General features: G+C 47.5%; 15 protein-coding genes. 14 read left to right on the plus strand and 1 reads right to left on the minus strand.

Features of this window, described 5'->3' with window-relative positions:
* Window positions 1-156 precede the first annotated feature (156 nt).
* The 14 genes from Q4563_RS04755 to bla all read left to right on the plus strand — a co-directional run bounded on the left by Q4563_RS04755 (window position 157) and on the right by bla (window position 19168).
* On the plus strand, window positions 157-1293 hold the full coding sequence (locus Q4563_RS04755; RefSeq protein WP_303603777.1) for a DUF748 domain-containing protein: 1137 nt from the start codon (window positions 157-159) through the stop codon (window positions 1291-1293).
* Window positions 1294-1574: 281 nt separating this feature from the next.
* Window positions 1575-2651, plus strand: coding sequence for a class I mannose-6-phosphate isomerase (locus Q4563_RS04760; RefSeq protein ID WP_303603778.1), 1077 nt, complete (start codon window positions 1575-1577; stop codon window positions 2649-2651).
* Between the two features lie 78 nt (window positions 2652-2729).
* The gene (locus Q4563_RS04765) at window positions 2730-4181 is read left to right on the plus strand and encodes a mannitol dehydrogenase family protein (protein WP_303603779.1); all 1452 of its coding nucleotides are present in this window, start codon (window positions 2730-2732) and stop codon (window positions 4179-4181) included.
* 30 nt (window positions 4182-4211) lie between these two features.
* Complete coding sequence (gene uxuA, locus Q4563_RS04770) at window positions 4212-5405, plus strand: mannonate dehydratase (protein ID WP_303603780.1); 1194 nt, start codon at window positions 4212-4214, stop codon at window positions 5403-5405.
* Between the two features lie 90 nt (window positions 5406-5495).
* Window positions 5496-6779: an Nramp family divalent metal transporter gene (locus tag Q4563_RS04775; RefSeq protein ID WP_303603781.1), complete on the plus strand. Its 1284-nt coding sequence runs from the start codon at window positions 5496-5498 to the stop codon at window positions 6777-6779.
* Window positions 6780-6875: 96 nt separating this feature from the next.
* Window positions 6876-7553, plus strand: a complete 678-nt coding sequence (locus Q4563_RS04780; RefSeq protein WP_303603782.1) for a hypothetical protein — start codon at window positions 6876-6878, stop codon at window positions 7551-7553.
* A gap of 97 nt (window positions 7554-7650) precedes the next feature.
* The gene (gene ilvD, locus Q4563_RS04785) at window positions 7651-9324 is read left to right on the plus strand and encodes a dihydroxy-acid dehydratase (RefSeq protein WP_303603783.1); all 1674 of its coding nucleotides are present in this window, start codon (window positions 7651-7653) and stop codon (window positions 9322-9324) included.
* A gap of 728 nt (window positions 9325-10052) precedes the next feature.
* A complete protein-coding gene (locus tag Q4563_RS04790; RefSeq protein ID WP_303603784.1) occupies window positions 10053-10301 on the plus strand; it encodes a CopG family ribbon-helix-helix protein in 249 nt (82 codons plus the stop codon).
* Window positions 10282-10569 carry a type II toxin-antitoxin system RelE/ParE family toxin gene (locus Q4563_RS04795; protein WP_303603785.1) on the plus strand — a complete coding sequence of 96 codons (288 nt, stop codon included), beginning with the start codon at window positions 10282-10284 and terminating at the stop codon, window positions 10567-10569. Before Q4563_RS04790 ends, Q4563_RS04795 begins: the two co-directional genes overlap by 20 nt.
* A 540-nt stretch (window positions 10570-11109) precedes the next feature.
* Window positions 11110-12786 carry a hypothetical protein gene (locus tag Q4563_RS04800; protein WP_303603786.1) on the plus strand — a complete coding sequence of 559 codons (1677 nt, stop codon included), beginning with the start codon at window positions 11110-11112 and terminating at the stop codon, window positions 12784-12786.
* 123 nt (window positions 12787-12909) lie between these two features.
* Window positions 12910-13608: a hypothetical protein gene (locus tag Q4563_RS04805; RefSeq protein ID WP_303603787.1), complete on the plus strand. Its 699-nt coding sequence runs from the start codon at window positions 12910-12912 to the stop codon at window positions 13606-13608.
* Window positions 13605-15947: a DEAD/DEAH box helicase gene (locus tag Q4563_RS04810; RefSeq protein WP_303603788.1), complete on the plus strand. Its 2343-nt coding sequence runs from the start codon at window positions 13605-13607 to the stop codon at window positions 15945-15947. The genes Q4563_RS04805 and Q4563_RS04810 overlap by 4 nt, the downstream gene beginning before the upstream one ends.
* A 527-nt stretch (window positions 15948-16474) precedes the next feature.
* Window positions 16475-18184 (plus strand): ABC transporter ATP-binding protein, encoded by a 1710-nt coding sequence (locus tag Q4563_RS04815; RefSeq protein WP_303603789.1) that lies wholly within the window; start codon window positions 16475-16477, stop codon window positions 18182-18184.
* Between the two features lie 342 nt (window positions 18185-18526).
* A complete protein-coding gene (bla, locus tag Q4563_RS04820; protein ID WP_303603891.1) occupies window positions 18527-19168 on the plus strand; it encodes a metallo-beta-lactamase in 642 nt (213 codons plus the stop codon).
* Between the two features lie 217 nt (window positions 19169-19385).
* On the opposite strand, the gene Q4563_RS04825 is transcribed toward bla, so the two are convergent.
* Window positions 19386-22433: a S8 family peptidase gene (locus tag Q4563_RS04825; protein ID WP_303603790.1), complete on the minus strand. Its 3048-nt coding sequence runs from the start codon at window positions 22431-22433 to the stop codon at window positions 19386-19388.
* Window positions 22434-22435 lie beyond the last annotated feature (2 nt).

A 22435-nucleotide genomic window follows, 5' to 3' on the forward strand; every position in this document is an offset into this window, starting at 1 on the left:
GATTATCTCTCGTCTCAATCCATATTGACAACTCGCCCCTAAAATTTCAGATTTTGTAACCACATTCAAGAAGTGTTAAGTTTATCGATAACTTCCGCTTAATTATTACCTACAATGCAAAAAAACATTCGGCAATTCACAGAGAGTATATAGACCATGAGTCCGTCACAAAAACGGCATAAATGGAGTAAAAAACGTATAGCGCTAACAATCGCTCTGGTGTTCGCCACCTTGCTATTAATCATACGGGTGAGCCTGCCAGTTGCCATTGAGTGGGGGCTGAACGAGCGTATTCTCAATAATTTGGGCGATTACAGCGGCCATGTGGAAGACGTGGACCTGGCCCTGATAAGGGGCGCCTATGTCGTTGAGTCACTCACCATCACCAAAAACGGCGGCGAGCAATACAAACCCTTTTTAAGCGTGCGACAAACAACCATAGGCGTAGACTGGCGCGCACTCACCCAAGGTGAATTGTTTTTAGAAATTATTATTCGCGAGCCCAAGGTAAACTTTGAAGATGCCGCGAACGCCGAAGATGCCCAGTCGGGCCAAGGTGGTAACTGGCAAACTCTGCTGGATGAACTGACCCCTGTCGCTATCAACACGCTCCACATACACAACGGCGAGCTTAACTTCTTTAATCGTGATTCCGACCCCAAAGTCCACCTAAGCGCCGATAAGATTAACCTCAGCGTTGCCAATTTAACGAACATCAAAAACGCCAGCGGCGAACGTATCGCCTCGGCAGCGTTAAACGCTCGCCTGTTCGGAAGCTCACCGCTCAGCGCAGAGGCACGATTTGACCCCTTTGATTTTAACGACTTCTCGGTGGCGGTAAAAACCGACAACTTTCAGCTAAAACAAATTAATGACTTTGCCAGGGCTTACGGCAACCTTGATTTTGCCCAAGGCCACGGCAACATTTACGCCGAACTGCAAGCCAGCAACGCGCAACTTAACGGGTATATCAAACCCTTTTTTGAAGATGTTGAAATTCTCGATTGGCAACAAGACGTAGAACAACAAAACGATGGCGTACTGCAGTTTTTGTGGGAAGGTGCGGTCGATATTGTCGAGTCAATTTTCAATAACCAAAAAACCAATCAACTGGCCACTCAAATTGATATTGAAGGCACGCTAGACAACAACGACGTTCAAACCTGGGGCGCGGTATGGGGTGTGGTTAAAAACGCATTTTTTGCCGCCTTCGAAGAGCAGTTTAATCGTATAACACCGCTGACCCCCATCGATGAAGACGCTAATGCTGAACGCACAGGTGGCGAGAGCTAAAACCTAGCAGCACTAGATATATACACACCACGAAGATTACCCCCTCCAGAAGGCATCGATCACCCGCCAACTTATCGCGACGTCTCGCTGCAAATCATCACTGACTACTTTTCGCTCAACAAGGTCGAGACAATATATGCGAGATAAAACGGTTTAGTTGTGGCCTTGAATAAGGTAGGATTTGCCATCGGCTACACTCACAAAAGCTCTCGACCAGGGGCAAAACCTGCAAAAATTGACATGTACTATTTAGTCTTACTGAGCCCTTCGGGGGAGAAACTATGAGCAATATCATCAAATTCTCAGCCAATCGAGTCTGGCGCACCTATATGGGCGGCAAAATGCTCGACACCATTGAGGACAAGGCCAACCCCGAAGACACTCATTTCCCCGAAGACTGGATTGGCTCTACGGTAGAGGCACGCAATGTAGGGCGCGAGCATATCTCGGAAGGCTTAGCGCATATCGCCAACATCACCGGCGCGGCAGTAACCTTTAAAGAAATCGTGGAACAAAATCGCCTGACTATGCTGGGCCAAAGTTCTGAAGGTCAATTTGGTCTGGAAGACATTCCGCTGGTTAAATACTTAGACAGCGCAACGCGTCTGCACTTTCAGGCCCACCCCACCCGTGAATTCGCCCAACAGCGGCTGGGTATGCCGCGCGGTAAAACCGAAGCCTACGTGATACTCGCCACCCGAGACGATATCGCCGAGCCCTACATTTACGCCGGTTTTCAGCGCCCGCCCAGCCGTGAACAATTAAAAGTCTGGATCGAAACCCAAGACATTGGTGCGATCGAAAAATGCTTTGACAAGATACCCGTGAAACCTGGCGATGTATTTCTTATCCCAGGCGGTCGTCCCCACGCCTTGGGCGAAGGGATTTTGATGCTGGAGATTATGGAGCCTTCCGACTTGGCGGTCCGGTTTGAGTTTGAACGCTGTGGCTATGTAATTCCTGAGGCGGCGCGCTTTATGAATCGCGATATCGAAACCGCATTGGATGTGTTTAATTTTGACCCTGTACCCACCGAACAGGTAGATAACGAATTCCGCTGTCAGCCCAGCGATCTTATCAATGAGGGTGGGGGCAACCGGTTGGAAAAACTGATAGATGCCGAACAAACACCCTGTTTTAGCATCAGAAGAGCCGAAGTACAAGGCGACTTTGCCCGCACTAACGATGCCTTTTTTATCGGTGTGGTAGTACAGGGCTCGGGCACTTTGCGTGTAGGCGACGAAGCAATAAACTTAACTCAATGGGAGCGCTTTTTTTGCCCCGCTAAGGTCAAAGATTTTGCCTACCATTCCAGCGAGGGTATGACCATTATTGAATGCTACCCCGGCGGCCTGTAAAGCCAATAACAACTGACACAAAAATCGGTTAAAACATAGAGGCTGATCGCACTTAAACGATACGAGGTTAACGAACCTATGCAAAGGCTTAGCAGCGAGACTCTCGGCTCACTGAACCCAGTGGTTACTACACCGGATTACAATCGGTCGTCTTTAGTCGCGGGGATCGTGCATTTTGGCGCAGGTAACTTCCACCGTGCCCACCAAGCGGTTTACTGCGATGCGCTATTGAATTTAGGTGAAACCGAGTGGGCCATTACCGGCGTATCGCTGCGTTCGCCCAGCATGCGTGACAACCTTGCTCCGCAAGATTATCTCTACAGCCAACTGACCTTGGGCGAAAACACAAGCTTCCAAATCATCGGCGCCATCAAAAGTATTTTGGTCGCCCCCGAAAACCCAAGCGCTGTTCTAGATGCCGTGGCCAAAGCGACCACTCAGCTGGTTACCATGACCATTACCGAAAAAGGTTACTGCCTGAACAATGGCGCTATTGATACCACGCAGTCAGACATACAGCACGATCAGCAATCGCTGGCCGAACCACGCTCTATTTACGGTTATTTAGCGGCGGCACTTATTCAGCGCTTTGAGTCTAATCAGGCATCGCTAACCATTTTGTGTTGCGACAATATTACCCACGGTGGCGCACACCTAAAGCAAGGTGTTACACAACTGCTGCAGCAGCACGCACCACAGGTGTTAACCTGGGTTGCGGCTAAGGTATCGTTTTGCGCCTCAATGGTGGACCGAGTTACCCCAGCCACCACCGACGCGCTTAAACAGCAGGTGGCGGATAAGCTCGGCGTTATTGACCAGGCCCCCGTTGCCGCCGAACCCTTTACCCAATGGGTGATAGAAGACAAGTTTTCCGGTAAAAGACCACCGTTTGATAAAGTCGGCGCCACCTTTGTCGACGATATTGCGCCCTACGAACGGGTCAAACTGCGTTTTTTAAATGCGGGCCACTCCATGTTAGCGGCTCTCGGTTATCTGGCCGGAGATCGCTATGTACACGAGGCACTGCAACGCCCACTGCTGGCCGACTACACCGAGAACACCCTGAAACACGAAGTACTACCAGCCGTGGATGTGCCTCAAGATATCGACGGCACAGAGTATATTGATCAGGTGTTGGCACGCTTTCGCAATGCCAACTTACCTTACGCTTGTTTGCAAGTGGGCACCGACAGCTCACAAAAAATTCAGCAGCGCTGGTTTCCCAGTATCGACAGCGCCTTGATCCATGGCGCTCGCTCTAACCATCTCGCTTTTGCGCTGGCCGCTTGGGTGGTTTACATCCGCCAGGCCCTGCAAGCAAGCGATTTAAACGACCCACGTAAAGACGACTTTGCCAAACACTTGGCGCAGTCAGAAGAACAAGACGTACACAATTTTCTCACCCTAGCCGGGGCCGAGAAATTTGCATTTTTTAAGCAAACAAGTTTTATGGCGCAGGTAAAGGCCTACCAGAGTGCCATTGCCGAGCAAGGGGTGGAAGTCGCGTTACAACCGCTGGCAACCTCTTAACTTTTTCACTTAATCGCGAGCGTAGATATTATGCGAGAATCATGGCGTTGGTTCGGTCCGAATGACCCAGTTACCATAGACGATATCAAACAAACGGGTGCTACCGATGTGGTCAGCGCGCTACATTCCATTCCCGCCGGTGAGGTATGGCCACTAGAGGCTATTAAGGAACATCAGGCGATGATTGAACGCGCCGAGCCCGGCGAGGCAGCGTTACGCTGGACTGTAGTGGAAAGCATTCCGGTGCACGAAGACATTAAGCTCGCCCGCCCTGGCAGTCAGGTCTACGTCGACAACTGGATTACCTCGATGGAAAATCTGGCCCAGTGCGGCATTAAAACCATCTGTTACAACTTTATGCCTGTCATTGACTGGACCCGCACCGACCTCAGCTACAAGCTGCCCACTGGCGCCTACGCCCTGCGTTTTGATCAAAAGAAATTTGCCGCGTTTGATTTATTTATTCTGCAACGCGAAAACGCAGAGCAAGACTACAGCGCGGATGAAGTTTTAGAAGCGAAAAGCATTTTTCAGCAAATGTCCGCTGCCGAAAAGGAACAGCTGACCAACAATATTATCGCCGGCCTACCCGGACGCATGACCGACAGCTATGGTCTGGATGGCTTTAAACAAATGCTGGCCAACTATAAAGGCATGACTCGCACAGGCCTGCGTGAAAACCTGATTCATTTTCTAGCGAATGTTTTACCCAAAGCCGAAGCGCTGGGCGTTAAGCTGGCCATTCACCCCGATGATCCACCGCGCGATATGCTGGGCCTGCCCCGTATACTGTGCACCGCCGATGACTTAAACGAATTGTTTAGCGCCCTGCCCAGCGAGTCCAATGGTATGACTCTGTGCGTCGGCACCTACGGCAGTCGGCCCGACAACGACCTGCCCGCCATGGCGCAACAGTTTGGCCCGCGCATTCACTTTACCCACCTGCGGGGTGTCAGTCGCGATGCGGATGAGCAACGCTCATTCTATGAAGCCAATCACCTAGACAGCGATATCGATATGGTCAGTGTCATTAAAGCGCTACTGGCTGAAGAAAATCGACGCGACATCCAGAGCAACCCCGACAACTGCATTTTCCTGCGCCCCGATCACGGCCACCAGATGATGGATGATATCGGCAAAAAGGTGAACCCGGGTTACTCCGGCATCGGCCGGTTAAAAGGCTTGGCCGAAATTCGCGGGGTTATTCGCGCGCTTAGCATTTAAACAATCTAGATACCCGCTTGCCTGCGCTGTTTACACAGGTAGGCGAGCGAATGATGTTGATAGACAACAATAATAATCAGGGCACTCACTATGTCAGCTAATACACACACTGCTACCCGTCCGACTTTTGCGGCCAAATTCGCTAAAACACTGGCCCTGTTTTTACCTGGTATTTTTCTACTGGGTTTTAACATTGGCACCGGCAGCGTCACGGCCATGGCAAATGCCGGCGCCGAGTACGGTATGTCCTTACTCTGGACCATTGTCGTCTCCTGCCTGTGTACTTTTTTTATGATCAATCTATACGGACGTTTTACGTTGGTGACCGGTGATACCGCCCTGCAAGCGTTTCGCAAACACATTCATCCGGCGGTGGGTCTGTTTTTTATTATCGCTCTGACCGCTGGCGTGTGCGGCAGTGTGATGGGCGTGATGGGCATAGTCGCCGATATTTGCTACGAATGGTCCAAAGCTCTCGTGCCCGGCGGTATTGCACCCATTTACTTTGCCGCTTTTTTTGTTGCCTTGGTGTATTTTATTTTTTGGAACGGCCGCACACAGTTTTTTGAACGCAGCCTGGCCGTCATTGTGGCACTGATGTCCGCCTGTTTTCTGATCAACTTTTTTATTCTTATGCCGCCACCGGTCGATATTATCAAAGGACTTGTTCCCAACCTCCCCGAGGTAAATACGACCTCCGGTAAGGGGCCATTTTTAGTGATTGCCTCCATGGTGGGCACCACAGTTTTTTCGGGCCTGTTTATTATCCGCACCACACTGGTAAAAGAAGCGGGCTGGAGCCTGGCTGATGAGAAAAAACAGCGCACCGACGCCATTGTCTCTGTGGTACTGATGTTTGTCATTAGCGCCGCCATTATGGCCGCCGCCAGCGGTACCCTCTACGCCGAAGGCGTTACCCTGAGCAAAGCCTCACAAATGATTGGCCTGCTGGAACCTTTAGCCGGTGCATTTGCGGCCTCCATATTTGCCCTGGGCTTGGTCGCGGCAGGCGTATCTTCGCAATTTCCCAACGTACTTATGCTGCCCTGGCTGTTGTGTGACTATACCGGCGCCGAGCGGAATATGACTCTGCCACGCTATCGCATTATGGTCTTGCTAATTTCCCTGCTGGGTTTAGTGGTGCCCATTTTTTCTGCGCGCCCCATCGCGGTAATGATTATCTCCCAGGCGTTTAACGCTGTTATTCTGCCCGCCACGGTCGCCTGTATTCTCTACTTAACCAACCGGCGCGACCTGATGGGCGAGCACCGCAACTCAAGGTTTGCCAACTCGATATTAGTGGCAATTTTACTCTTTTCCCTGTTTACCTCGTTTGTCGGTATTAAGGGTGTGATTGAGCTGCTGCCGCGCTAAAAATGACACACGTCGGGGCGGGTTTAAAACAGCCCGTACTCGGCCATTGATTGTAATCTGTTAAGATTGTCGGCCACCCCCTTATTGTGTATTGATATGACCCCTTGGCAATTACTGGGCACCGCTGACATTCCCAACAACGGCGGCACTCTGCGTTTGGCGCAGCGCGATAAAGAGTTCTCTATTTCTCTGCAAGGTGTGCGCGGCGAGTTGATGAACAGCCGCATGCACAGTTCGGAACTGGCACTGGCCGACTTAGGTTGTGCACCTATTGCCAATACCGAAAAAGCCGCCGTTTTAGTGGGCGGCATGGGTATGGGTTTTACTTTAGCGGCCGCGCTTAAGGCGACGACCGAGTCCACCAAGATTACCGTGGCCGAGCTGGTGCCCGAGGTCATTGAGTGGAACAAAGGCCCGCTGGGCGAGTGCGCGGGGTTTCCACTTAACAATCCCCGCACGCTTGTACACCTGAGGGATGTCGCGGAATTATTCCAAGATCAAAAACCGGCCTTTAACGCGATACTGCTGGATGTAGACAACGGCCCCGAGGGCTTTACTCGCGCCGACAATACCAGCTTGTATTCACTCGATAGCCTACACGCCATTCGCAGCACGCTGCACAAAGGCGGTGTACTGGCGGTGTGGTCAGCCTGGCACGACCCGGCGTTTACCACGCAGCTGAAAAAAGCCAAGTTTAAGGTAGATGTAAAGACTGTGCGGGCGCACAAAGGTAAAGGGAGTAAGCATACGATTTATTTGGCGGTAAAGGGCTAAGGTTTTGCCTTGCCGAGCTGTATCTCGGGCGCTTGTACCTTGTAAGCTATGCTAATGAAACAACCCGACGCACGCTTGCAAACCATAGGGGCACCTGATGACCGATAAACGCAAACACTCGTCCAAAGTAGTCGACGGTATTGAAAAAACGCCCGCCCGCGCCATGCTGCGGGCCGTGGGCTTTACTGACGATGATTTTAAAAAGCCCCAAGTCGGCATTGCCTCTACCTGGAGTATGGTCACGCCCTGCAATATGCACATCGATAAACTGGCCGATGAAGCCTGCGCAGGTGCCGACCAGGCGGGCGGCAAGGGCGTGGTGTTTAACACCATTACCATCTCCGATGGCATATCCAACGGCACCGAGGGCATGAAGTACTCGCTGGTGTCCCGCGAGGTGATTGCCGACTCTATTGAAACCGTGGCCGGTTGCGAGGGCTTTGACGGGCTGGTAGCCATTGGCGGCTGTGACAAAAACATGCCCGGCTGCATGATCGGCCTGGCCCGGCTGAATCGCCCGTCGGTGTTTGTCTACGGGGGCACCATTAAGCCCGGCGCCAACCATACCGATATTGTCTCGGTGTTCGAGGCCGTGGGGCAGCACGCCCGGGGCGACCTATCCACCATTGCCGTTAAACAGATCGAAGAAACCGCCATACCCGGCCCCGGCTCTTGCGGCGGCATGTACACGGCCAACACCATGGCCTCTGCCATCGAGGCGTTGGGTATGAGCCTGCCGGACAGCTCCGCGCAAGAGGCGGTGTCGAGCTCCAAAGCCGAAGACTGCCGCCGCGCCGGCGCCGCTGTGCTCGATCTGCTGGAGCAGGACATTAAGCCCACCGATATCATGACTCACAAGGCCTTCGAAAACGCCATTACCATTGTGATTGCCTTGGGCGGCTCGACCAATGCTGTGCTGCACTTACTGGCGATGGCCCACGCCGTTGATGTGCCGCTTTCGCTGGATGACTTTTCGCGCATCGGCCAAAACGTCCCGGTACTGGCCGACCTGCGTCCCAGCGGGCAGTACATGATGTCCGAGCTAATCGCCGTAGGCGGCATTCAACCGCTGATGAAAATGCTGCTGGACAAGGGGCTGCTGCACGGCGATTGCCTGACCGTGACCGGCAAAACCCTGGCCGAGAACCTGGCCGATATTAAGCCCTATCCGGCCGAGCAAGATATTATTCACGACTTTGACAACGCCATTAAAGCCACCAGCCACTTGGTTATCCTTAAAGGCAATTTGGCGCCCGAGGGCGCGGTGGCCAAACTGACCGGCAAAGAGGGGTTGGTGTTTACTGGCAAAGCGCGGGTATTCCACTCTGAGGAAGAAGCGCTAGAGGCCATCCTGGGCGGCACCGTTATTAAAGGCGATGTGATCGTCATTCGCTACGAAGGCCCGCGCGGCGGCCCCGGCATGCGCGAAATGCTCAGCCCCACCTCGGCCGTTATGGGCAAAGGCTTGGGTAACGATGTCGCGCTAATCACCGACGGGCGCTTCTCCGGCGGCAGCCACGGTTTTGTGGTGGGCCACATCACCCCCGAGGCCATGGACGGCGGCCCCATTGCCATTATTGAAAACGGCGACGAGATTACTATCGATGCCGACAGCGCTCAAATTACCCTGAATATTCCCGAGGCAGAAATTAAAGCCCGGCTAGCCAAATGGCAAGCGCCCGCGCCGCGCTATACGCGGGGAGTGTTGGCTAAGTTTGCCAAGACGGTGTCGTCGGCTTCGGAGGGGGCGGTGACGGATAAAGGATTGTGATGCGCGCTTGCCCGGCGCTCACCGAAAGTCAGACTGCAGAAAAAGCCAAGGATTGATCTTTGGATACCGCTAACGCGGGCTTTGGTATATAAGCCCGTGTCGCCGGGCGTGGCCCAGGCCGGCCTCTCTGCCTCCGGCATTCACCTTCTCCATGGCGTGGCGATGCTTGCGCAAACGCAGCCCAGGCTGCCCTCTCTTTCGCTTCGCGCCATTCACCTTGTCCTGTGTGCTCAACCGATAAAATAAGCCTCCATTCGGCTGTATCTACGGGGGAAATAAAAGCGGCGCTTCGTAGCTGGTTGAGTCGCCGCGATATCACATTCATTGGTCTACATCGTCATACCGGCCTTGAGCCGGTATCTAGTGGCTTTTTGGCTACGGAGTGCTTTGGGTTGAATTGGTGGGTTACCACCTCGCTGGCCGAGAAGCTCCGAAAAACAGTTCAAAGGTTGTAACCGTAACCACAGGTTTAGTTCGTCCATAAGGCCAAATAATAAATGCTAGGACTCGGGGGCGTAGTTAGCTTTGGCCGCTTCCTTTGCTAAAGCCATTCAAATAAACATTAATTAGTGAGTCATTGGGCCGTTAGTTGGGCTTTGTGTGAACGGCAGGCACTGATGCCCGACAGGCTGTAGTCGCGCTCGCTCTGTGCCGCCTCGGTTCAAATAATGTACAACCTAAGGCTGGCCAGATATACTAAGAATCTTTGAGAACCTCGGAGAACCGTTATGCCTCTTAAAGCCACTTCAGTAAGGCTGGATGACGAAACCCTGGCCCGAATCGGACAAATAGCAGAAGCCATGGACAGGCCTCGCGCCTGGTTAATGGCCGAGGCCATTAAACAATATGTCTCCCGGGAAGAATGGTTTATCCGCGAGGTAGAGCAAGGCCTGGCCGCCGCTGACGATAACCGCGCCATCGACCACGCCGACCTAAAAGCCCAGTGGGAGGCCAAGCGTGCAGCTCAAATGGACTGACCTCGCCGCGCAAGATTTGGAAAAGATAGAAAGCTATATCGCACAAGAAAGCAGCTCTATTATAGCAATAGATGTTGTACTGTCGATTATTAACACCACAGAACTGATCTTACCCCGCCACCCACAAGCAGGCCGCCAAGGTCGAGTTAAAAGCACGCGTGAACTCGTCATCGACGGCCTGCCCTTTTTGCTCGTCTATCGAGAAGCGGCTAGCAGACTCGACGTGCTTAGAGTTTTGCATAGCTCGCAGCAGTGGCCAACGGCATAGGCAATTCCCGGTTGCCAACACCACCGAACCGTGGCACGATTTACCACGCAGCGCGTAAGGGCTATGGTTGAACTTCAAGCTTGCCAGAGGGCAGGTCGCCATAACCTTAGTTTTAGCCAGTCAGGAAGGTGAGATAATAAAGGGCAAAGCCCGGAATGCAGCGCAGTCAGTCTTTTCTCTCCTTTCAGCCTGTTAAATCATTCGCGAGAAATTTAATGTAGAGCGGGATGGTTTATGCATTTTTATTGTGTGAAATTTAAGACTCGTAGTCTGTGTTGTTCCACATGCATTTCTATAATCCTCTGAAATCTTTGGGGTTTTTATTGCGTTTCGGGTGCATAAAAGACCTTGCCGGGTCTCGTTAAACACAGCGGCTTCTTTTTAACGGGTGTAGGCTGTACGAGCGCGGCGGATAAGCAGTTGATTTTTATAGGGATTTGTAAAAAATAAACGATAAAGAGGCGTGATTTCGTGCTGCTTAAACGAAATTCCGCCTAATATACTGTTAAGTCTATCGTGTGGTTTTTCAAGGAAGGATGAATGTCTGAGCCAAATAAAGAGCAATTAGAATATGAAGAAAGACTTCGTAGAAGGCTGAAAATACTCCAAGAACAAATGAAGCAAGGTAAAATTCATATAGCAGAAGGCTTAAAAGTAGCAGATAGCCTTCAAGCGGTTCGTATGGATGCTAATGGAGTTGTCGATTTAGATACTGTTGATGGCTTGGTTCGCTCTATGGCTCTTGCTGTGACAGAAATGCACGATAGAGAAGAGTTAAAAAAATTAGCGTCATTATCAGAAATTCAAAATTCATATTTCAATTTCTTCGAACAAAATTTTGGTGGTTTTTATAAATTAATGCTTAAGAGGAAGCTTACTCCTCACGATGCTGGTCGAGCTGCAATCCAAAGTGAAGGCTCGATAAGGGAAGTAACCGAAAATTTAGACAAACTTTTAGAATTTATAGAACAATTTTGGACAGAGCTTGGTGATATTGCTCATATCCATGTTGAAGACCAACACAATAATATTAAAGGTGTGTTCGGCGGGGATTTGTTTCCTGCGCATGATGAAAATATTGCGTCGAAATGTGGTATTTACACAGATACGATTGTCCTGCCAGATCCTTTTCTTCGTTCTAAGCATGTTTTTGAAAAATCAAAACCAGCAGATCAAGCGTATTATCTAATTAAACATGCCATGAACATACTCCAGTATAAAGAGCTAGCTTGCGCAGATGTGGATATCCCCATTGTTGTTGTATTGCCAGATATAGCTGCTTTAGAACAAGAAGAGCGTGAGTTTTTTCATGAGCTTGGTATTTCTGACTCATTAAAACACTCTGAAAAGTTATTTGGTAGAAAGTTTGAGTCATTAGACGAACTTCTTGAATTTGCTCAGGAACTCGATACAGTTGAAAGAGCAGTTGCGGAGATAGCTGATGAATCCAGGTTTCTTTTTGATACTGAATGGAAAGGAGGTGTTGCAGCTCAGCTCAAGAAAGCAACTGAGTCGTCGCATACAAGATTAATCGGCACAAACCACCCTGGAATAATTCTAGCTAATCAATCAGTAGGCAGAATGTCAGTTAGTAATGAACTTTTAATTAAGTCACGAAGATTGAAAGGCTCGCCAATTATTGATGCTCCAACATCATGGCAATATTTGGCTTGGAAAATGGAATACGATTCATCTGAAGCTGAATCAGCTACTAATGGCAAGGATCTGCACATTATGAGGGGATTACAAGATCTAGCTAATGGAGATATGGAGTGGTTGGGAAATGTTCCCCCCACAGCCCTTGTTGAAGTACGCAAGCAAGGTGCAATGGACGAAATTCGTAGCTTACTTGGGAAAGGAGTTGAAGAATTAGTTCAAAGTAACCCGAATAACTTCCATCGTTCAAGAGACCAAATGTTTGACAATATTAATGAAGCGTTTGATAAACATAAAGAAAATGTTAAGCAGTTAAGAGCTAAACAATGGAAGTTTGCAGGCACAGATATAGGCTCATGGCTTGTAACTGGTACATTAGGCATAACTGCTGCTGCAACTGGGGCTCCAATATGGGCTATAGCTGCTTTAGGAGCAGATCAAATTTTAGATGCTTCTAAATTAAAAAGTATCCCTGCTTCAATAAAATCTTTAATTGAAGAAAATAAAAAAGAACAAATGTCACCAGTAGGAATGTTGTTTAATATCAATAAGAAGACTTAACAAACCAATCAAGTGGGACTGCTAAAGCTTGGCTCGATTTCGCTCCGCTACACATTTTAGCCAAGCATTATCAGCCCCTTATTGGGGCGTTAGCCTCTGAGTTCAATTATAAAAGGATTATTCGTGAAGGTAACTTACCATAAGAAAGTAAAATCTACTGATTTACCTGAAGATGCAACTGCAAACACGTACATTTCTTTTATTGAAATAACAGATGTAAATTCCTGTGCTAAAGAACTTTTGGTTGAAATATCAAAAACCTCGTGGATTAACGTTCTAAATCCTGTGGCAAAAATGTCTTATGAAGATACTGCTAAAGAAACAATTGCAAAATTGGTTGAGATATTCAAATCTGTTGATAATAAGGTTACTAAAGACTTTGGAGAGTTCATGATTTCAATGGTCTCTGGTCATTGTTTAAAGGATAAACATGACCATGTAGTTTTACCCCTGTCAGAGTTATGGAAGGAAAAATTATCAAATAATCATGGGTTTGACTTTCATACTCTTAGCCCTGATTTAAAGTTCTCATTCGGTGAAGCTAAGTACGTGAGTAACGGTAACTCATGTACATCAGCTGCGGAACAGGTTCATAGATTTTGCCGAGAGGGCAAAGACAAAAGAGATGCTGTGCACCTGCTACATTTTAGCGATCTTGTTGCTATAGAAAATTTAAGTAACGGTAAAAAAGGGTATGTCGTAGCATTTTCTATTAACTCAACAGATCACGAAAAAATATTAAAAAACTCACTGGCCAATGAAGATATTAAGTCGCTAACAAAACTTTGCGATGAGCTTTTCATTATCGGAGTGACGGCATGATGCCAAGAGATTTAATTAGTACAGAAGAACCTAATGAAATCCTTCAAGATGTCTTATTAAAAATACACAATGAGGGGCCAATTCAATCAGGTGACTTAGAAAAATTATCATATATAAAATACTTTCATCCTAATATTTTCAAGCTCGAAGAGCCAAGAATAATGTATCTTCTTGGTCTGTTTTATAAAGTATCAGAGCCAGAAGATCTTTTATCTTTATCTTATTCAATATTTTCTAATTCAATTAATAAGGAAACAGGAAGTAATTTTACGCCAGTCCAAGCTAGCATACGTAAAAATATTATTGCTAATAGATATTTTTCATTCTCAGCTCCAACAAGTGCAGGAAAATCATATCTTTTAAGGGATCTTATTTACGAAGAGCCAAACGATATAGTTATAGTCGTTCCATCTAGAGCATTAATCGCGGAATATATTTTGACCATAAGAGAAATGATCCCAGATAGAAAAGATATTTTAATTCTCCAATTTATTGATAGCGTCAATATATTTAAAACTAGTCGTAAGATATTTGTTGTTACTCCAGAAAGGGCTTCAGACATACTGAAATCTTCAGAAAAATATAATCCATCTATTTTCCTGTTTGATGAGGCACAAATTTCAGAAGAAAAAACCAGAGGAGTCAGCTTTGACTCTTTCGTTAGGCGTGTAGGGAAGGTTTTCCCAAATGCAAAAAAAGTATTTGCGCATCCTTTCATAAGCAATCCTGAGGCCCAGCTAACCAAGCATGCATATGAAGAAAGTTGTTCATCAATGGCTTACGAACAAAGTACAGTAGGGAAAATATTTCTTGGTTACGATTCAAATAAAGATATGTTTGAATGTTTTTCACCTTTTATCGAAAACCCTCATTTGATGGAAAACAAAGCGCCTTTCAATTCAGATATCCTTGAAGACAAAATTAAAAATGGTGGTAGTGCGCTAATTTATATTTCAAAATCCTCTATATATGACAAAAGCTTTGAGAAAGACTTTGAATTATATATAGGGTATTGTGACGAAATATCAGATCCAATTGCACTAGAAATAATTGATGAAATACAAGATTTAATAGGGGCAAAAACGAGAACGTCCGAATTGATTAATCTTATGAAAAAGGGCGTGGTCATTCATCATGGCTCAGTACCTTTGGTTGTCAGGTTTCTAATTGAAAAATTTACTAACTTGGGTTTTGCAAAAATCTGCTTTGCAACATCGACTCTAGCTCAAGGGGTAAATATGCCTTTTGATATAGTTTGGATTGAGAATCTTAGATTTATAGGTTCTAAAGAAGATCAGACATTAGGTATTAAAAATCTAATTGGCCGAGCTGGACGTAGTACTAATAAAAAAAATTGCTTTGACTTTGGGTTCGTAGTTGTTAAGAACATTAAAGGCTTTGTTTCTAAGCTTAATTGTGAATCTACTTTATCTGTTGAGTCTCAATTAGATCAAGATTTAAATGGTGTTTCTGATGACCAAAAAGAATTTATTGATGCAATAAAAAACGATACTATAAATGAAGAATATGGATTGCCTAGCTCAAAAATAGAGAGACTTAACTTACCAAAGGCACATCGTAGTATCAAAAATATTTTAGACTTTCTATTTGTTGATGGAAATATAATGACGGGCGAACATTACCGTGATTTAACCAAATCACAAAAGAAGAAATTAAAAAACTCTCTTGCTGACATATTTGAGCTATCACTTGATAGAGAACTATACGCAGGCGAGAAAACAGTCTTGTCTGCTTCTATTACGATTTTACTATGGCAGATTCAAGGGAAAACATTTAAAGAGTTATTAGGTTTTCGTTATAGTTATTTAACTAATCAAAGTGAGCAAAGACGACTCCGAAGAAAAGAGAAGTCAGGTGAGCTGACATCGCTACAGGCTCAAAGTATGATTGATGAGCTAGCTATTACTTATTCTGCCATTCCTTATTCGTTACCTAACTCAGAATTAAAGTCTTCATTACCCTCTAGGTTTCGCGGTAAGAAGATGGAAAGTTTTAATTATGATGTGGTGGTTTATGATACATATGACTTTTTAGATAAAGTAATATCTTTTTCTTTATCTGATTTATATGCGGCAGCTTTTGATCAGTACTTTATAAAAACAGGCGACCCAAGAGCCAATATGATGGTCAGATATTTTAAGTACGGGACAAATGAAGAAGTTGAAATTTGGTTAATGAGGTATGGCTTTTCAATTGAAGAAGCTGAGATTATTAAGCCATTTGTAAATAGCATTAATGAGAATGAAATAATTTTCACTGAATCAATACATGAATTAAAGAACATCAATATAAAGATAAAAGTTGAACATTATATTTGATTTTAAAACCAGAATAAGCATTGGCATAAAAACTAACAAGCGCTTCCAGACTGACGCCAAAACCTCCGTGTTTTTGTGTTACTCGCTGCGCTCAAACATTAACACAAAAACGCTACGGCTTCGGCGCAGCTGAAGCGGACGCTATATTTCCAAGTCACCCATGAAAGTCATCGGTTTCAGGCCTTACATTTCACGCGCCGCCACTACCGGGGAAACTCGAATGTCGACCTTAGTAAAGCTCTACGGTCAGTAATTCGGCGTCATTGTCCTTGCCGTCGGCCCCGACTTTTTACCAAATAAACAGTCATTCGCTCGCCTAGAGCATAGATGAGGGTCAGGCCTTACATTCCACATCAAAATGTAAAATGTAAGGCCTGACCCCGGTGTTTTTCTGCAGACACAAAAGTACTAACTTTCCACCTTTAACCGCCACTCCAAATCTATTAAACTCCAGTGACAATAACAATTAAGGCAAGTTTCGTCTTTTTATGATAAATCACATAAAAGTTTTGTCGGATACCGTTCGGGTGACCTATGGTCGGTCGCCACTGTTGTCTTTGTTGCTGCTTTTATTGGTCACACTCCAGGCCCTTAGTTTGCCAGCTACCGTGTGGCTGACGGGTTATATTATCGAGCAAGTAATTTCCAGTAATACGGTAGCAACATCAGATTTGATAATTTGGGGACTTTTGTGGTGGGTAAGCTTGTCAATTGGGAGTTTTTTGGAACCTTGGGTCGGATTTCTTCATCATTCAATCAGTGACAGAAGTTTAGAGTATCTTCAGACTGAAATCAGCGCATGCGTCCTTGGTATGCCAGATTTACAGGCGTTTGAGTCTAAGAAATTTTATCAGGATTTAAGCTTTGCTCAACGAAACCTAGAACATTGTCCTTCGAATTTTATGGGACAAGTTCATCGGGTCACAAAAGGGTTCCTCTCTACCGGTGGGCTTGTGCTTGTGGTGCTTACGTATTCACCTATTGTTGCATTGATTATGTGCATTGCGGTTATCCCTCATGCAGTGGTTCTGGCCCAACTATCGAAGTACCACTTCTGGAATGCGCGCCTTTCAACCAAACCTTGGCGTGAAATTCAGTATGGCATTGATTTACTGACTAATCGAGGCGTAGCGAAAGAAGTTCGATTATTTGGTGCGAAAAGTTTTTTTCAAAATAAAATAAAAATTAATTTTAAGGAACTCTGGGCTCATCTGCATGACGCCAGAATTAAGAGTACTATTTACCCATTGCCCACTTTGCTACTGATGCAGGCCGGATCGGTTGTTAGTTTTGTTCTTTTGGTAAAAGGTTATGGCACTGGCACAATTCCCGCGGCTGCATTCGTTGTCGTTCTACAGAGCCTCTATGCTTCGCAGGGCAGTGTCGATCAGGTGGTGAGTGGTGTTACTGTAATACAACGTTTTTTGCTGATGTTTAAGTCCATATTTGTAGTTCTGGAGCTTGAGCAGAGAGCCGATATAAAAGCAACTGATGACTGTTTGGCGAATACTATTAGCGTCCAATTTACTGATGTTAGCTATTCTTATGATGGCAGTGATAATGCACTTAAAAAGGTTCATTTTACAATTAAACAAGGGGAGCATATTGCTATTGTAGGCGCCAATGGCAGCGGTAAGACTACCCTCGTTAATGTTCTACTTGGGCTGTGTACTCCTACAAGTGGAGAAGTATTAGTTAACGGTCAACCTCTCAAAAGCTTATGCCTGGATAGGTGGCGCAATGAAATTAGTGGCGTTTTTCAGGATTTTGGTAAATATGAATATTCAGTTCGAGAGAACATAGCCTTTACGTCTACCGGTGAACTCGATAAAAGTATTGCCGACAGTTTGGCTCAGTGCGGACTTGCGGAGAAAATACCATCTCTGAACGTCCGTTTAGATAGAACCCTGGGGGATACAGACTTATCTGGCGGCCAATGGCAGCGACTGGCCGTTGCACGGTGCATACATAAAGACGCAAGACTATATATTCTGGATGAACCAACTGCCTCCCTTGACCCTATTATAGAAAGTGATATCTATACTCTGTTTAACGATATCACCCAAGGAAAAACATCACTAATGATTACTCACAGACTGGGATCTATTAAAAACGCCGATAGAATATTAGTAATGCAGAATGGTGAAATAGTAGAAGAAGGAAGTCACCAAGCCCTGATTGAGAAAGATGGTGTTTATAAAAGTATGTATGAAACGCAAAAAGATTGGTATTCGTAAAATATTAACTCAATATTATGATATTTAAACGCTACAATTATAAATTCAAACGCATAATTAAAGCGTTTACATTGTAGAGACATAGTTAATATTTAATCGAAATTCAGCTCTACTGCTTTTTAAATAATATAGAGCTCTACAGACAAAAACCCCAAGGTCAATAATGAACATTAAATTCACAATTTATATCCGCTTATTACGCTTTCTCTTGGTGCAAAGTCTTTTTTTTAGCCTGGCAGGATACACAAACGCAAGTACAAGCACTTCAGAATACACACCCACGCAATGGGTGAACACTTGTAGCTATTGGGACGACTGGGATAACCGGCACCTCCATTTAAAATATTCGGCAATAGTTATTATGTCGGCACCTGCGGAATCACCGCGACATTAATTACCGGTGATAAGGGCCATATACTGATTGATGGTGCAACCGAAGCCGGAGCCGATGTCATTATTGAGAATATTAAAAATTTAGGCTTTTCTCTTGATGATGTAAAACTGCTGCTTCATAGCCATGAACACTTCGACCATGTGGCCGGCTTGGCTAAATTACAAAGAGTCAGTGGCGCTAAGCTTCTTGCCTCAACCGAAGCGGCACCCGTTTTAAGCACCGGCATTACCGCCGACACTGACCCGCAAGCCGGCATGCATAACCCCTTTCCTGCCGCCAAAGTAGATAAAATTATAAAGGATGGTCAAGTGGTTAGCCTCGGTAATCTTGCGCTTACTCCAATTTCTACGCCCGGCCATACCGCCGGTGCCCTATGCTGGCAATGGCAATCATGTGAGAACAAGCGCTGTCTTTCTAATGTTTATGCCGACAGCGCTCAAATTACCCTGAATATTCCCGAGGCAGAAATTAAAGCCCGGCTAGCCAAATGGCAAGCGCCCGCGCCGCGCTATACGCGGGGAGTGTTGGCTAAGTTTGCCAAGACGGTGTCTTCGGCTTCGGAGGGGGCGGTGACGGATAAAGGGTTGTGATGCGCGCTTGCCCGGCGCTCACCGAAAGTCAGACTGCAGAAAAAGCCAAGGATTGATCTTTGGATACCGCTAACGCCCGCTGATAGTTTTACTGCATGTGTTGCGCCGGCCGGTTGAGATCAAGTGTCCAGAAAAGTGTTCAAAAGAGGACACCCTGCATAATCCGCATCTACTAACACCCTAGGCCCATCAGATACTGATAGGCCCAGGGCTGTCATTAAATCAAAATGCAGCGATACACTTTGATATCAGGCAGGGATTGGTAACTTGAATTGCCCAGTGAGTCCCGTGCCTCTAGGGTTAATCTCACCACCTGCCCTGAGTAGCAATCATTCCCTAACTGAGCATAACTGCCAATTAAATCATTCAGGTTAGAGCTGCTTGGCGTCCAACTCAGATTGCCACTTGAAGCACTACTGCTAAGTTGCACGTTGCTGCGCCATTCGGTAGCGCTATTGGGCTCAAAGGAGGTGGCACGCCAGATATAAGTAATAGGATTATTTCCCTCAGGGTCGGTTGCGCTGGCATTAGCTGTCAGAGTGGTTGACCAGGTGTAGCCATCACCGTTGTAGTTAATGCCGGGGCTTATACTGCCCATGGAGATTGTGGGCGGTAAATTGGCCGGTGCCGGACTAACGGTGATGGTGACCGTGTCTGAGCTGCTAAGCCCCTGCGGGTCAGTGGCTCTAAGGGTGAGTGTACGAGTGCCTGTGCTGGCAAAAGTGGCCTGGCGATTACAGCTTCCGGTATGGGGGAAATCAGCATCGCCGGCATTGCTACTGGTCCAAGTACAAGACAAGTTGCCAGGCCCCGGATCTGCCCCTTCATTCGCATCGGTAGCAGTCCCCAACAATTGTACCTCTTGCCCGAAATAAATTGTCGCACCGGCCGTAGGCTGGGAGAGCGTGACGATAGGTGGCGAATTGATCACATTGACCGAGCGGCTGGCGCTGGTAGCCTGGCCTATTAAGTCTTCAGCCGTCACCGTAACGCTGGCATTACCCGCTGTTGTAAAACGGTAAAACGCCGTGTTGCCGACAATCCGGTCGGGCTCAGGGCTCCACGCCAGTGGGCAGGCAACCGGCGGGCAGTTACCGCCGTATTCAGGATCATTAGCGACAGCGGTAACAGCCCACTCACGGTTAAGCGGAATAGTGGTTGAGCTATTGAGTGTGACGGTCGGTGGCCCACCACCTAATATCTCAGCAACAGCATCAAAGGCGTTGATTCTGCGTTGGTGACCGGTAACACCGACTCCACCCACATGAGCCGTGTCACGCACAATTGACCACACCTGTTGAGAGGTCAGTGAGGGATCAGCGGCCCAGACCAGCGCGGCAACGCCCGCCACAAACGGCGATGAATAACTGGTTCCACTAATCTTGCGCGCCTCATCGCCGGGTATGTCAGGCGCAGACCCACCCCAAACGGTATAGGGCCCATATATATCCACGCTGTTGTTATCCGTACGCGAACCAAAGTTGGAGTTTCCATCCCGAGCGGTGGCGTTATAGGCCATCCCCCCGACGCAAATAACGGTATTCAATTCACAGGGCAGTGTAGTGGAGCGCTCTATACCCAAACCATTTCTTGTGTCCACATTGCTGCCGTTATTCCCGGCAGACGCAAAAATCAGCGTGTTGGAATTGGTAACCGCTTGGGTAATGCCACTTAAAATTTCACTGGGATGGGGACAGAAAAAACAGAAAACTCTCGACGCTACGTCCCAGCCAGAACCTAATTCCAGCGAAAAGCTCAGGTTGATTATTCTCACTTGGGGAAGTGTGCCAATGGTTTCGACCAGTGTCTCAATGATGTCCACCACATTGGTGCTGAACTGTACGGCAACCAATTGCCCCACAGGGCCTGCGGGGCCTGCCACACCAAAACCGTTATCGAGGGTGCCCATGGCAGAGGTAGTCACATTAGTGCCATGCCAAGGGCAGGCAGTGCCACCACCACATTCGGATGGGTTGGGGATATTCCAGCCGCGCCCGATAACTTGTCTGCCCCCTGGAAAATCAGCGTTGGGAGCAAAACCGCCATCCATAATCATAATGGGCACTTTATTATCAAAACGTCCACCGCGCTCCATCGCCTGCCAAGCGGCACCTACACCAATATCCTGGGCACTGCCCTGATTCATATAGGTCCAATCAAAGGCGTTGGGTGAGTAATCCCCATCCCCCGAGATGGACGCCTCGGCGGTAGTGCCACCACTTATGTCTTGCGGGAAAGCCACAAAATTGGGGAATACGCTGATCTGTTCCTGATGCATTTCTGTATAGGCAATGGCCAGGAGTTGGGCGGCCGCTTCACTGGAGGTCTGCAACAGACCAGACACCTCTGGGTAAAGCTCGTTGAGCGTGGCGATCATGGCCGCAGCATCTGCAGTTGATGGATCTATTGCTATACGATAGGTGGAAAAGCCGTCTTCCATGTCAACTTTTTTGAGTAAACTGCCGCTCCAGCGGCCCATAATCGCGTTTACTTTGGCTTCATTGTCGGTATAGATAACCAACTCATTGAGCAGAAAATCGGTGGCGACACCCCCACCATCAACCATACGTGCGAGCGAGCGCGACATGCCCTCACTATCTTCCACAGTGCTCTGCGCGGGCTCGATACCGGCATCCACTTCGAAGGTCAATTCGGTCGACCCTGGGTTGGCGCTAAGCTCCAGGCTGGGCGAACTTTCACCGCCGGCGTTATAAGCGGTAACGACCAAATAATAGGTGCTAGTATTGAGCAGGCCGGTCAGCACATGGGGCGACTCTATGCTCTCGATACGTGTGCCTCCTGAAAGGCTAGCGTAATTTTCCGGAGTAACATCGGCTTCGTTAGCATAATAAAGGTTATAGCCACTGGCGCCACTGACAGCATCCCAGCTTAGACTTAGCTGCTCATTATCCGGGGCAAGACTAAATCCCTCGGGGGCATCGAGACTGTCGGAAGTGAAATTTACGGTAACGGTACAGGCGGCATTAATGGGGCCTGTTTGGTAAGTATTGCCACTTAGGCTGCCACCGCAGCCTGTCGCACTGCCAATGCTGTAACCCGCATCCGCAGCCAAGGTGAACTGGGCGCTCTGACCTGAGGCAACACTGGCGGAGCTGGGGGAAACACTGCCACCGGCGGTTTGAGTCACGCTAACGGTATGCTCAGAGGCCGGCGCAGTGCTAGAACCCCCACCACCTCCGCCACCGCATGCGGTCATAAAACCGATAAGACAAGCAGACACCCCAATAACTTTAAACAACCCCATCA

The organism is Gilvimarinus sp. 1_MG-2023 (assembly GCF_030548285.1).